Origin of the sequence: Immundisolibacter sp., assembly GCF_050250495.1 — a bacterium.
In the GTDB taxonomy this organism is placed as follows: Bacteria; Pseudomonadota; Gammaproteobacteria; order Immundisolibacterales; family Immundisolibacteraceae; genus Immundisolibacter.
Genome location: NZ_JBFWOM010000010.1, coordinates 56,293 through 68,681 on the forward strand (window position 1 = coordinate 56,293; position 12,389 = coordinate 68,681).

The window sequence follows — 12,389 nt, forward strand, 5'->3', positions numbered from 1 at the left end:
CCGAATGCTTGAGACCGCAAGATTCGCGGCGAGGGCGCCGCTCCCACACTGCGGCATCTAGAACTTTCGACGGGAGCCTGACATGTCCGACCGCATCGACGCCGTGAGCGTCCTCACGCAAGCCAACGTCTACTTCGACGGCAAGTGCGTCAGCCACACCGTGCTGCTGGCCGACGGCACGCGCAAGTCCGTTGGCGTGATCCTGCCGGCGACGCTCACCTTCAACACCGGCGCGCCGGAGCGCATGGAAATCGTCGCCGGGCGCTGCCGCGTGCGCCAGGCCGGCAGCGAAGCCTGGCTGGAGTATGGCGCCGGGCAGGCCTTCGACGTGCCGGGCGACAGCCACTTCGACATCGAGGTCGTGGAGCCGACGCACTACGTGTGTCACTTCGGCTGACGTGGCGTGACTGACGGGCCAGCACGACGCCGGCCCGTCATCGATCAATAAAACGCTGCGATCAGGTACGCGCCGAGCAACAGGCGGTAGACGACGAAAGGCGTCATGCCGCGGCTTTGCAACAGGCGCAGCAGGAAGGCGATGGCGAGATAGCCGCTGATACCCGCCACCACGGCCGCCAGCAGGGTCATGTCGAGTGCGGCGGTGGGGCCAGTCTGGGCGATCTTGAGCAGTTCGTAACCGCCCGCCAGCGCGGTGATCGGGATCGACAGCAGAAACGAGAACCGCGCCGCGCCGGCGCGCGTGAGGCCCATCAGCAGACCCGCCGTCATGGTTACACCCGAGCGCGAGGTGCCGGGCACCAGCGCCAGCGCCTGCGCGCAGGCCACGAGCGCCGCGTCGCGCCAGCGAAACGTGTACTCGTCCCGCCGCTGCTTGCCGATGCGGTCGGCGAGCAGCAGCAGCAGGCCGTAGCCGATGGTGGTGGCGGCGATCACCTTCGGGCTGCGCAGCGTGGTCTCGACCACGTCGTGCAGCAGGAGACCGGCTACCGCGGCCGGCAGCGTGCCGAGCAGCACCGCCCAGGCGAGACGCCCGTTTGGTGTCAGGCCCTGGCCGCGCAGGCTGAGTCCGAAATCGCGCGTCAGCGGCCACAGGTTCTTGCGGAAGTACCACAGCACGGCGGCGAGCGTGCCGACGTGCATGGCGCCGTCGAAGGCGAGGCCCTGGTCCGGCCAACCGAGCAGTTCCGGCACCAGGATCAGGTGCGCCGAACTCGAAATCGGCAGGAATTCGGTGATGCCCTGCACGATGGCGAGCACGATGACTTGCAGCAGACTCGGTTCCGGTGCCGGCATGGGAAGGGGGCGGTTGGTAGCGCAAGAAAAGCGCCGCCGCCGGTGTGGCAGCGGCGCGGTGGGCGGGCAGTCGTTACTTGACGGTGATGGTGATCTGCTCGGACATCGCCGGGGGCTCGTGGGGGATGTGCGCGAAATCGCCGAGCAGCAGTTGCAGGGTGTGCTTGCCGGGCGGCAGCGTGATGACGGTCTCTGTCTGGCCGGCGCCGAAGTGTTTGTGGTGCTCGTCTGTCGGCACCGGCTGGTCGAGCGGCGGGGCGGCGGTGTCGATCAGCAGGTGGTGGTGACCGGTGGCGTCCTTCTGGAAGCCGGCCGGCGCCACGCCCATGCCCTTGAGGCCAAAGCGCACCGTCACCGGGCTTGCCACGGTCTCGCCGTCCCTGGGTGAGATGAAATACAGCTCTGTGCCTTCCGGCGCCGGGCTGCGCGCCAACAGCGGCAGCGGCGCCAGCAGCAGCGCGAGGCCGAGATTACGCAGGGCGAACTTCATGGCGGCGCTCCGTGGGGTGGGGGTTGGGACGGCGCTCGAAACGATACAGCGCAACTTCGCCCAGCAGGTTCGGCAGCAGTCGCGCGCCGAGCGAGCGGCGATGCTGGTGGTTCACCACCGTGCGCTGAAGCACGCGGATGCCGCGCTGCCGGCACAGGGACTCGAAGTCGCGGATGGTGCACAGGTGGATGTTGTCGGTCTCGTACCAGGTCTCCGGCAGCGCCGCCGACACCGGCATGTGGCCGCCAAGACCCAGCTGCAGGCGGCAGCTGAGGTGGCCGAAGTTCGGAAACGCCACGATGGCCTCGCGCCCGACGCGCAGCATTTCGTCCAGCACGCGCGCCGGAAAATACACCGCCTGCAGCGTCAGGCTCATGATCACGTAATCGAACGAGCCGTTGTCGAAGTCGGCCAGACCCGCGTCGAGGTCGCCCTGGATGACGCTCACGCCGCGCTCGATGCAGCGCACCACCTTGTCGATTTCGATCTCGACGCCGTAGCCGGTCACGGCCCGCTCGCGCCGCAGGTGATCCAGCAGCGCGCCGTCGCCGCAGCCGAGATCCAGCACCCGGCTGCCGGGGCGTATCCATTGCGCGATCAGCGCGTGATCGCCGCGCAGGTGGTTCACGGCGTGGTGGCGGTCGGCGGTACGGCGACCGAGGTGCGGCTCGCCAATCGCGTCGCGGCGACGATCGGTGAAGGTGCTCACGCGGGCACCTCCAGCTCGGCGTGGATGCGGTTCAGGAACGCCCGCAGCACGCCAAAGTAGTGGTCGTTCGGCAGCAGGAACGCGTCGTGGCCGTCCGGCGATTCGATGGCCGCGTAGCTGACCGCGCTGCCGCCGGTGTGCAGCGCCTTCACGATCTCGCGCGAGCGCTCGGGCGCGAAGCGCCAGTCGCTCGAGAACGCCACCACCAGAAACCGCGCCTGCGCCCGGGCCAGCGCGCGGGCAAGGTCGCCGTCGTGCTCGGCGGCCGGGTCGAAGTAGTCGAGCGCCTTGGTCATCAGCAGGTAGGTGTTGGCGTCGAAGCGGTCGACGAAGGTCTCCCCCTGGTGGCGCAGGTAGGACTCGATCTGGAACTCGACGTCGAAGCCGAAGCTGATCTTGCCCTCGCGCAGCTCGCGGCCGAATTTCTGTCGCATGAGGCCATCGGACAAATAGGTGATGTGGCCGAGCATGCGCGCCAGCATCAGGCCGCGGCGCGGCAGCACGCCCTGCTCGGCATAGCGACCCTCGTGAAAGTCCGGGTCGGACATGATGGCCTTGCGCGCCACCTCGTTGAAGGCGATGTTCTGCGCGGACAGCCTGGGCGCGGCGGCGATCAGCAGCGCGCTGCGCACCCGGCCCGGGTACTCGATGGCCCACTGCAGCGCCTGCATGCCGCCAAGGCTGCCGCCGGCGACGGCGGCGAAGCGCTCGATACCGAGGTGGTCCGCCAGCAACGCCTGACTGCGCACCCAGTCGCGTACGGTCACGATCGGGAAGTCCGGGCCCCACAGGCGGCCCGTCGCCGGGTTGATGGTGGTCGGGCCGGTCGAGCCCGCGCAGCCACCGAGGTTGTTGCAGGCGACCACGAAAAACCGGTCGGTGTCGATCGGCTTGCCGGGGCCGATGCAGTGGTCCCACCAGCCGGGGCGCTTGTCGTCCGGGCTGTGCCAGCCGGCCGCGTGGTGGTCGCCGGACAGCGCGTGGCAGACGAGGATGGCGTTGCTGCGCGCGGCGTTCAGCGTGCCGTAGGTCTCGTACTTCAGCTCGAAGCCCGGCAGCTCGCGCCCGCAGTCGAGCGCCAGCGGCGTCTCGCAGCGGAAGCTGCGCGGCTCGACCAGCCCCACCGAGTCCGGCGCGGTGGGGGCGGTTGGCACGGCCAAGCGTCGTCAGCCGCCGCCGCGAAGGCGCGCGGCGCTGCGCAGGCGCAGCGCGTTCAGGCGGATGAAGCCCGTGGCATCGGCTTGGTTGTAGGCGCCGGCGTCGTCCTCGAAGGTGGCGATGGCCGGGTCGAACAGCGAATCGGGGCTCCGGCGGCCGGCGATCAGCACGTTGCCCTTGTAAAGCTTCACGCGCACGGTGCCGTTGACGCGCCGCTGGCTGTCGTCGATCAGCCCTTGCAGCAACTGCCGCTCCGGGCTCCACCAGTAGCCGTTGTAGACCAGGCTCGCGTAGCGCGGCATGAGGTCATCTTTCAGGTGCGCCGCCTCGCGGTCCAGCGTGAGCGACTCGATGGCGCGGTGCGCGCGCAGCATGATGGTGCCGGCCGGGGTCTCGTAGCAGCCGCGGGACTTCATGCCCACGTAGCGGTTCTCGACGATGTCGACGCGGCCCACGCCGTGGCGGCCGCCGATTTCATTCAGCCGACGCATCACGCCGGCCGGGGTGAGCTGCTCGCCGTCCACGGCCACGATGTCGCCGTGGCGGTATTCGAGCTCCACGTACTGCGGGGCGGCCGGCGCCTGTTCCGGGCTCACCGTCCAGCGCCACATGGATGCTTCCGGTTCTTCCCAAGGGTCTTCCAGCACGCCGCCTTCGTAGGAGATATGCAGCAGGTTGGCGTCCATGGAGTAGGGCGCGGCCTGCCCGGCGCGCTTGAACTCGACCGGAATCCGGTGCTGCTCGGCGTACGCCAGCAGCTTCTCGCGGGAGGTCAGGTCCCACTCGCGCCACGGCGCAATCACGCGCACCTCCGGCATCAGCGCGTAGGCGCCGAGCTCGAAGCGCACCTGGTCGTTGCCCTTGCCGGTGGCGCCGTGGGCGATGGCGTCCGCCCCGGTCTCGCGGGCGATCTCGATCAGCCGCTTGGCAATCAGCGGCCGGGCGATGGACGTGCCGAGCAGGTACTCGCCTTCGTAGAGCGCATTGGCCCGGAACATGGGGAACACGAAGTCGCGCGCGAACTCCTCGGTCAGGTCGTCCACGTACATGGCGGTGGCGCCCATGGTCTCGGCCTTGCGCCGGGCCGGTTCGAGCTCCGCGTCGCCCTGGCCGATGTCGGCGGTGAACGTCACCACCTCGCAGTGGTAGTTCTCCTGCAACCACTTGAGGATGATCGAGGTGTCCAGGCCGCCCGAGTAGGCGAGCACCACGCGTTTGACGTCGGCCATGACTTGCGACAGTTCCGTTGAGACCTTCGAGGGGCGGCCATTCTAGCAGCGGGGGGCGGCCGTCCCGTGACGCGGCCTCAGGGCAGGAACGTGAGGTTCAGCTGCGGCTCGTCGTTCTGGATCAGCAGCACGGTCTTGCGGCGAATGCGGAAATCATCGCCAGTCGGCGCGAGCTGGTAGGCGCAGGTACCGGACAGCGTCTGCGACTGCCCGCGCCGCTGCGTGACGAGCACCAGCTTGCAGGTGGCGAGGAGGTCAGCGCCGTCCGGCGCCACGCCGAGATTGCCGATCACGCGCGTCGCCCGCGTAGGCGGATCCTGCGCCCAGAACATGCCGCTGTCGGCGCGCACCAGGCGCTCCTTCAGGCGCGCCACGTTGTCGTAGATCAGCGACACGTGGGTCTTCGGATCCGTGTCGTCGCGGTTGGCCGGCACCCAGTACACGCCGTCCGGCGTGAACAGATCGATCCACTCCGGGTAGCGGCGCTCGTCGAGCAGCGCCGTCTCGTGGATCAGGAAGGCCTCCACGCGGGCGCGCAGATCAAGGTCGATGGTCGTCGTCATCGCGCTTGCCTCAGGCCAGCATCAGGCGGCGGTAGTGGCGCCACAGCGCGCGGTGGGCGGATTCGTCCGTGAGCTGCGAGGCCGGGCCGTCCGGCGTCGGCGACTCGCGTTCGAGGCCGCGGTCGTACATCAGCCACTCCAGCGCCTCGCACTTGAGGCCATCCCACTGGCGCACGAACATCTCCATGTCGTCCGGCTGGCCGAAGCTCGCCGGGCCGTAGAAATCCTCGTGCGAGCGGATGCGCGCCTCGTTGATCTGCTCCGGCGCGCCGTCGAGCAGCGTCGGCGCGCAGTACACCTCGGTGGTGTCGACGCTGATCGGCTGGATGGTGCGAATCTGCACGCCGATCAGGAACAGGTTCGGATACACCAGCAGGTTGTAGCCGTCGCCGCCGTTGCGGCGCAGCACCTCGGCGGCGCGTTCCTCGCCCAGGCGCTCGCGCAGCTGGCGGCGGTAGGTTTGCAGGTGCTGCGGCAGGTCGGCCTCCTTCACGCCCAGAATCTCGGTGCGGTTCACCATGCGGAAGTCGAGCAGGCCGTGGTCGCCGTCGAGCGCCACCGAGCGCGTCGGCGAGTTGCCGTCCACCATGCCGCTCACGTCGCGCCCCAGCCGCTCGCGCAGCACGTAGCCGAGGAAGGAGCCGTGCGCCGCCATGGCGTGATAGCCGTCGACCGAGTTCTCGATCTGCGACTTCCAGTTGCCGGTGTAGCGAAACTTGTGCACGCCGCTGTGCATGGCAAGCCGGCCGGTCGGCGACAGGTCGACGAAGTCGGTGAGGAACTGCGCCGCGGCGCCGAGATGCTCGGCGAGTGGCGGCACGTCCGCATTCACGCTCGCGAAGATGAAGCCGGCGTGCGTCGCCACCCGCGACACCGGGTGCAGCCCGTAGTCCTCGCGCTTGAAGGATGCCGGATGGCCCTCCGCGTACGGCACGGCGACGAGCTGGCCATCGAGACCATACGTCCAGCCGTGGTAGGCGCACAGAAAATGCCGGGCATGGCCGCGCTCGTCCTGGCACACGGTGACGCCGCGGTGCCGGCAGGCGTTGAAGTGCACCTGCACCGCGCCGGTCTGGTCGCGCACCACGATCACCGGCTGGCGGCCGATGCGCGACAGGCGGAAGTCGCCCGCGTTCGGGATTTCCGCCTCGTGGCCCACGTACACCCAGGTGCTGTGGAACACCTTGTCGATTTCAAGCTCGAAGATCGCCGGGTCCGTGAATAGGCGGCGGTGCACGCGGTCCTCGCGCACCAGCGCGTCGATCAGGCGCGGCTCGAAGGGCGTGTTGTCCATGGTGCGCTTCCCCGACGATCAGCCAAACGGTCGTCTATTTAGCGCTCGCGGCGGCGGGTGGCAAGCGGGGCTTGGGCCTGCCCGGGTGCTCTTAAGGAAATCGCCGCGCGTCAGTTCAGCGCAGCGTCATGCCGCCCGCCGACGCGGCTGCGAGGACGACGTGCGTGCGTGAAGTGGCGGCGAAGTGCGATCCATCGCCCCCGTGTTATGCTCGCAAAATCGCGCACTTAGAACGTAAGTGCGGACCTTTGCGGAAGGGGTGATGGTGCCGAGAAGAGGACTTGAACCTCCACGGGGTTTCCCCCACTAGCACCTGAAGCTAGCGCGTCTACCAATTTCGCCATCTCGGCTCGTTCGGCGGCTGGGCGCCGAAGCGAGCGCGGCATTGTACTGGCCGCCGCCTGACTGTCAACGAAACATCATGAATTCTCGCCGTCCACAGAAAGACCCCCACCGCCGCCGCGAGGCCGCCCGCTACGAGCGCCCGATCGCGAGCCGCGAACTTATCCTCGATGTGCTCGCCAAGGCCGGCCAGCCGCTGGCCGCGGACGCCATCGCCGAACACCTTGCGCTACGCGCCGACTGGGCGCGCGAGGCGCTGGCCAAGCGCCTGGCCGCCATGGTGCGCGACGGCCAGTTGCTGCTCGACCGGCGCGGCCGCTACGGGCCGGTGCAGCAGATGGACCTGCTGCGCGGGCGGGTGAGCGCGCACCGCGACGGTTACGGCTTTTTCATCCCGGACGGCGAGCACCCGGACCTGTACCTTTCGCCGCGCGAGATGCGCGCGGTGATGGATGGCGATCGGGCGGTGGCGAGCGTGACCGGCGTCGACAGCCGCGGTCGGCACGAGGGCAGCATCGTCGAGGTGCTGGAGCGCCGCCACCGGCGCGTGGTCGGCCGCTTCCGGCGCGACGGCAAGTTCGCCTGGCTGGTGCCGGACGACCGGCGCCTGGGCAGTGAGATCGTCATCACAGGTTACGTGGTGCGCGCCAAGGTGCGCGACGGGCAGATCGCGGTGGTCGAGATCGCCCACTACGCCGACCGCCAGCAGCCGGCGCGCGGCCTGCTGGTGGAGGTGCTGGGCGAGCACCTCGCGCCCGGCATGGAGATCGACATTGCGCTGCGCAAGCACGACCTGCCCTGGCAGTGGCCGGCCGAGGTCGAGGCCGAGGCGGTGGGCTACAAGGCCGAGGTGACGGCGGCCGACGCGCGCGGGCGCGAGGACTTCACGCACCTGCCGCTGATCACCATCGACGGCGAGGACGCGCGCGATTTCGACGATGCCGTGTACGCCGAACCCGACGGCCGCGGCTGGCGCCTGCTGGTGGCGATTGCGGACGTGAGCCATTACGTGCGCCCCGGCAGCGCCATCGACGTCGAGGCACACGAGCGCGGCACGTCGGTGTACTTCCCACAGCGCGTGATCCCGATGCTGCCGGAGGTGCTGTCGAACGAGCTGTGCTCGCTCAAGCCCGAGGTCAAGCGCCTGGCGCTGGTGTGCGAGATGTCGATCGGCCCGCGCGGGGCGATCAGGAAATACCGCTTCGCGCGCGGCGTGATCCGCTCGCACGCGCGCACCACGTACACGCAGATCGCCGCCGTGATCGCCGGCGATGCCGCCGAGCGCGCCCGCTACGAAAAGCTCCTGCCGCACATCGACACGCTGCACCGCCTGTACCGGGCGCTCGACGGCGAGCGCCAGCGCCGCGGCGCGGTGGAGTTCGAGTCCGCCGAGGCGCGCATCATCTACGGCGAGGATCGCAAGATCGACCGCATCGAGCCGGTGACGCGCACGGTGGCGCACTGCATCATCGAGGAGTGCATGATCGCCGCCAACCGCTGCGCGGCGGAGTACCTGAGCGAGCGTGCCCTGCCGGCGCTGTACCGCGTGCACGACCGCCCGGCGGCCGAGAAGGTGACGGCGCTGCGCAGTTTTCTGGCCGAATTCGGGCTGCTGCTCGGCGGCGGTGAGGAACCCGCGCCGGGCGACTACCGCGCGCTCACCGAGGTGGTCGCGCAGCGCGACGACCGGCAGCTGCTGCAGACGCCGATCCTGCGCAGCTTCAAGCAGGCGGTGTACGACGCCGAGTGCCGCGGCCACTTCGGCCTCGCGCTCGACGCCTACGCGCACTTCACCTCGCCCATCCGCCGCTACCCGGATCTGCTGGTGCACCGCGCCATCGGGCACGCACTGCGCAAGCGCAAGGCGGAGTCGTATCTGTACACCGGCGAGCAGATGACGGCGCTCGGCGCGCACTGCTCGCTGACCGAGCGGCGCGCCGACGAGGCAACGCGCGAGGTGGTGGCGTGGCTGAAGTGCGAGTTCCTGCAGGACCGCGTCGGCGAGGTGATGGGCGGGCAGGTCAGCGGCGTCGCGGCATTCGGCCTGTTTGTGACGCTCGATGGCGCCTACACCGAGGGTCTGGTGCACATCACGGCGCTGCCGGAGGACTACTACCACTTCGACCCGATTCACCACCGCCTGGTCGGCGAGCGGCGGCGGCGCAGCTTTCGCCTGGGTGACAGGCTCAGCGTGCGCGTAGTGCGGGTAAACCTCGACGACCGCAAGATCGACCTCGACTACGCGGGCCGCGACGGCGAGCACACGCCGGCCGCCGGCACGCCGGACAAGCCGAAGTCCGCCAGGACTGACAAGCGAAAGAAAAAACGATGAGCGCGCGCCCGATTGCCTATGGCCTGCACCCGGTGCGGACCCTGTTGCAACGCGAGCCCGGCACCGTCGCCCGGCTGCTGCTCGCCGAACGCGAGCGGCCGGCGCTCGCGGAACTCGCCACGCTCGCCGCGCAAACCGGCATCGCCGTCGACCAGCGCCCCGCCGCCGCGCTCGATCGCCTGTGCGGCGGGGCCACGCACCAGGGCGCGATCGCGCTGCTGACCGCCGCGCCCACCGCGCTCGACGAGAACGCGCTCGAAGGTATCCTCGCCCAGGCCACGCGCCCGTTGCTGCTGGTGTTGGACGAGGTGCAGGACCCGCGCAATCTGGGCGCGTGCCTGCGCAGCGCCGACGCCGCCGGCGCGCACGCCGTGATCGCCCCGCGCCGAAACGCGGCGGGCCTCACGCCGGCCGCCATCAAGACCGCCGCCGGCGCCGCCAGCACGGTGCCGTTCGTGCAGGTGGGCAACCTCGCGCGCATGCTGCGTTTTCTGCACGGTGCCGGCATCACGCTGTTCGGGGCCGATGCCAGTGCCACGGCGCCGATCTATCAAACCGACCTCACTGGCCCGTGCGCGCTGCTGCTCGGCGGCGAGGGCCAGGGCCTGCGGCGGCTCACGCGCGAGTTGTGCGACCAGCTCGTCAGCATCCCGATGACCGGCGCCGTCGGCAGCCTCAACGTGTCGGTGGCGGCGGCCGTGTGCCTGTTCGAGGCCGTGCGCCAGCGCGGCGCTTGTCCGGCCCCGCCCGCCTGAGTAGAATGCCCGCCCTTTTTCGGCCGCGATAACAACCACACAGCGGTCTCCTTGCCCGGATTGGCAAATTCGGGCTTATAGCCACAAGGAGTGTTCATGCGTCATTACGAAATCGTGCTGCTGATCCACCCGGATCAGAGCGAGCAAGTGCCGGCGATGATCGAGCGTTATCGCAACATCGTCGAGACGCGCGGCGGCGCCATCCACCGCCAGGAAGACTGGGGTCGCCGTCAGCTCGCCTACCCGATCGCCAAGGTCCACAAGGCGCACTACCTGCTGTTCAATCTTGAAGCCAACGACGAGGCGATGCGCGAGCTGGCCTCGGCATTCCGCTTCAGCGACGCGGTGCTGCGCAATCTGGTGATCAAGCGCGACGCGGCGGTGACCGAGCCGTCCGCCATCGCGCTTGCCCGCGAGAGCGAGGAGCGTCGTGACCGGCGTCCGCGCCGCGACGAGCGCGAGGAGGCCGTTGCCGCCGACGGTGATGCGGACGGCGAAGAAGCCGCTGCCGATACCGACGCCTGAACCCGACACCCGAGACACGCACCATGGCCCGTTACCTGCGCCGCAAGAAGTTCTGCCGCTTCACCGCCGAGAAGGTGGTCGAGATCGACTACAAGGATCTCGACACGCTGAAGCAGTACGTCTCCGAGACCGGCAAGATCATCCCGACCCGCATCACCGGCACCAGCGCGCGCTACCAGCGTCAGCTGACGCGCGCCATCAAGCGCGCCCGCTTCCTGTCGCTGCTGCCGTACAGCGACGCGCACTGAGCCGGTGACCGGCGCGCCCGCGGCCGGCGATCGCCTGGCGACGCTGGCGGCCTGGCTGGCCGGCGGTGGTTGGCCGGCGGCGGGTGTGCTGGCGGTGGCGGCGGTCGGCTTGCTGGCGTCGCTGCTGCTGCCGGGCGCGGTGTTGCTGTTGCCGCTGGCGCTGGTGTGCAACCTCGCCACGGCCGGGTTTCTCGCGGTCGAGTCGGGCCTGGCGGCAACGCTGCGCAGCCTGTTGATGGGCGCTGTGCTGCTGGCGCCGCTGCTGCTGGTGGGCGTGGGGCTGCTGGGGCCGGCGTTGTTGTTCGCCTGGCTGCCGGGGCTCGCGGCCGGCGCGGCGCTGCGGGCGTCGCGCAGCCTGCCGCTGGCGTTGCTCACGCTGACGGCGCTTGCGGCGCTGGTCGTGGTGATGGTGCAGCGGACCGGCCTGCCCGCGGGCCAGCCGGACGTTCGCGCCGCGCTGGTCGAGAACCTGCGCCGCTTCAACCCGCAGTTGCCGGCCGCCGAGCTCGACGCCGCACTCGGCGTGATGTTGCAGCTCGCCGGCGGCCTGCTGGCGCTGGTGCTGCTGTCGGCGTGGAGCGGCGGCCTGTGTCTGGCGCGCAGCCTGCAGGCGCGGCTGCACCGCCCCGGCGCGTTTGCGCAGGAATTCCGGGCGCTGCGCTTCGGGCGGGTGTACGCGGTGCTGCTGCTGCCCGTGCTGGTGGCAGCGTTTGCGTGGCGGCTCGCCGCGGATGGTCTTGCGGTGGAGCTGGCGCTGGTGCTGGCGGTGCCGGCCTTGCTGCAGGGCCTGGCGCTGGTGCACGGCGAGACGGCGCGGCGCGGCTGGTGGCCACGCCTGCCGTGGGTGGTCTATGCCCTGCTGGTGGTGGCGACGCCGCAGCTCGGCTCGGCGCTGGTGCTGCTGGGCCTGATGGATAATTGGGTCGATTTCAGGAGCCGTCCGCTGCGCTGAGCGCGGGTCGGCACGGCGCCCGCCAAACCGGTGGGGCCGGCAACAAGTTCTAACAACAGCGTGGAGCTGCGGTCATGCAAGTGATTCTGATGGAAAAGATTCGGTACCTCGGCAACGTGGGTGACCGGGTCGAGGTCAAGGGCGGCTATGGCCGCAACTACCTGCTGCCAACCGGCAAGGCGGTATTCGCGTCCCCGGACAACATCGCCCGCTTCGAGCAGCAGCGCGCGGACATCGAAAAGACCGCCGCTGACGCGCTGGCCAAGGCACAGGCGCGCGCCACGGCGCTCGAAGGCGTGACAGTGAGCCTGGCCCACAAGGCCGGCGAAGGCGGGCGCCTGTTCGGCTCGGTCACCACGCGCGAGATCGCGCAGGCGCTGACCGCCGCCGGCCACGCCGTGGATCGCCACGAGCTGAACCTGCCGGAGGGCGCCATCCGCACGCTCGGCAGCTTCCCGCTCGACGTGAACCTGCACGCCGACCTCACCGTGCAGGTGACGGTCGAGGTCACCGCGGAGTAAGCGCTCCCGGAACCCGC

General features: G+C 69.8%; 14 protein-coding genes and 1 tRNA gene. 7 read left to right on the forward strand and 8 right to left on the reverse strand.

The window, feature by feature from the left end; translation table 11 throughout:
- The first annotated feature begins 82 nt into the window (after positions 1-82).
- Complete coding sequence (locus AB7F93_RS08695) at positions 83-397, forward strand: pyrimidine/purine nucleoside phosphorylase (RefSeq protein WP_428302508.1); 315 nt, start codon at positions 83-85, stop codon at positions 395-397.
- 44 nt (positions 398-441) lie between these two features.
- Here AB7F93_RS08695 and AB7F93_RS08700 read toward each other — a convergent pair whose 3' ends face one another.
- The 8 genes from AB7F93_RS08700 to AB7F93_RS08735 form a co-directional block, all read right to left on the reverse strand.
- Entirely contained in the window at positions 442-1,254 is an 813-nt protein-coding gene (locus AB7F93_RS08700) for an undecaprenyl-diphosphate phosphatase (RefSeq protein ID WP_428302509.1), read from the reverse strand.
- Between the two features lie 73 nt (positions 1,255-1,327).
- Positions 1,328-1,744, reverse strand: coding sequence for a DUF4399 domain-containing protein (locus AB7F93_RS08705; protein ID WP_428302510.1), 417 nt, complete (start codon positions 1,742-1,744; stop codon positions 1,328-1,330).
- Entirely contained in the window at positions 1,725-2,372 is a 648-nt protein-coding gene (metW, locus tag AB7F93_RS08710; protein ID WP_428302545.1) for a methionine biosynthesis protein MetW, read from the reverse strand. The genes AB7F93_RS08705 and metW overlap by 20 nt, the downstream gene beginning before the upstream one ends.
- A 77-nt stretch (positions 2,373-2,449) precedes the next feature.
- Positions 2,450-3,607, reverse strand: coding sequence for a homoserine O-succinyltransferase MetX (metX, locus tag AB7F93_RS08715; protein ID WP_428302511.1), 1,158 nt, complete (start codon positions 3,605-3,607; stop codon positions 2,450-2,452).
- Positions 3,608-3,619: 12 nt separating this feature from the next.
- Positions 3,620-4,840, reverse strand: coding sequence for an argininosuccinate synthase (locus tag AB7F93_RS08720; RefSeq protein ID WP_428302512.1), 1,221 nt, complete (start codon positions 4,838-4,840; stop codon positions 3,620-3,622).
- Between the two features lie 77 nt (positions 4,841-4,917).
- Entirely contained in the window at positions 4,918-5,403 is a 486-nt protein-coding gene (locus AB7F93_RS08725) for an aromatic-ring-hydroxylating dioxygenase subunit beta (protein ID WP_428302513.1), read from the reverse strand.
- A gap of 10 nt (positions 5,404-5,413) precedes the next feature.
- Entirely contained in the window at positions 5,414-6,697 is a 1,284-nt protein-coding gene (locus AB7F93_RS08730; protein WP_428302514.1) for an aromatic ring-hydroxylating oxygenase subunit alpha, read from the reverse strand.
- 263 nt (positions 6,698-6,960) lie between these two features.
- A tRNA-Leu gene (locus tag AB7F93_RS08735) sits at positions 6,961-7,047 on the reverse strand.
- A 71-nt stretch (positions 7,048-7,118) separates the two neighbouring features.
- Between AB7F93_RS08735 and rnr the strand changes: the two genes are divergently transcribed.
- The 6 genes from rnr to rplI all read left to right on the forward strand — a co-directional run bounded on the left by rnr (position 7,119) and on the right by rplI (position 12,372).
- The gene (gene rnr, locus AB7F93_RS08740; protein WP_428302515.1) at positions 7,119-9,371 is read left to right on the forward strand and encodes a ribonuclease R; all 2,253 of its coding nucleotides are present in this window, start codon (positions 7,119-7,121) and stop codon (positions 9,369-9,371) included.
- The gene (gene rlmB, locus AB7F93_RS08745) at positions 9,368-10,126 is read left to right on the forward strand and encodes a 23S rRNA (guanosine(2251)-2'-O)-methyltransferase RlmB (protein WP_428302516.1); all 759 of its coding nucleotides are present in this window, start codon (positions 9,368-9,370) and stop codon (positions 10,124-10,126) included. Before rnr ends, rlmB begins: the two co-directional genes overlap by 4 nt.
- A 96-nt stretch (positions 10,127-10,222) precedes the next feature.
- Complete coding sequence (gene rpsF, locus AB7F93_RS08750) at positions 10,223-10,651, forward strand: 30S ribosomal protein S6 (protein ID WP_428302517.1); 429 nt, start codon at positions 10,223-10,225, stop codon at positions 10,649-10,651.
- A gap of 23 nt (positions 10,652-10,674) precedes the next feature.
- Positions 10,675-10,899 carry a 30S ribosomal protein S18 gene (gene rpsR, locus AB7F93_RS08755; RefSeq protein ID WP_428302518.1) on the forward strand — a complete coding sequence of 75 codons (225 nt, stop codon included), beginning with the start codon at positions 10,675-10,677 and terminating at the stop codon, positions 10,897-10,899.
- A 4-nt stretch (positions 10,900-10,903) separates the two neighbouring features.
- On the forward strand, positions 10,904-11,851 hold the full coding sequence (locus tag AB7F93_RS08760) for a hypothetical protein (RefSeq protein WP_428302519.1): 948 nt from the start codon (positions 10,904-10,906) through the stop codon (positions 11,849-11,851).
- Positions 11,852-11,925: 74 nt separating this feature from the next.
- On the forward strand, positions 11,926-12,372 hold the full coding sequence (gene rplI / locus AB7F93_RS08765) for a 50S ribosomal protein L9 (protein WP_428302520.1): 447 nt from the start codon (positions 11,926-11,928) through the stop codon (positions 12,370-12,372).
- The last annotated feature ends 17 nt before the right edge of the window (positions 12,373-12,389 follow it).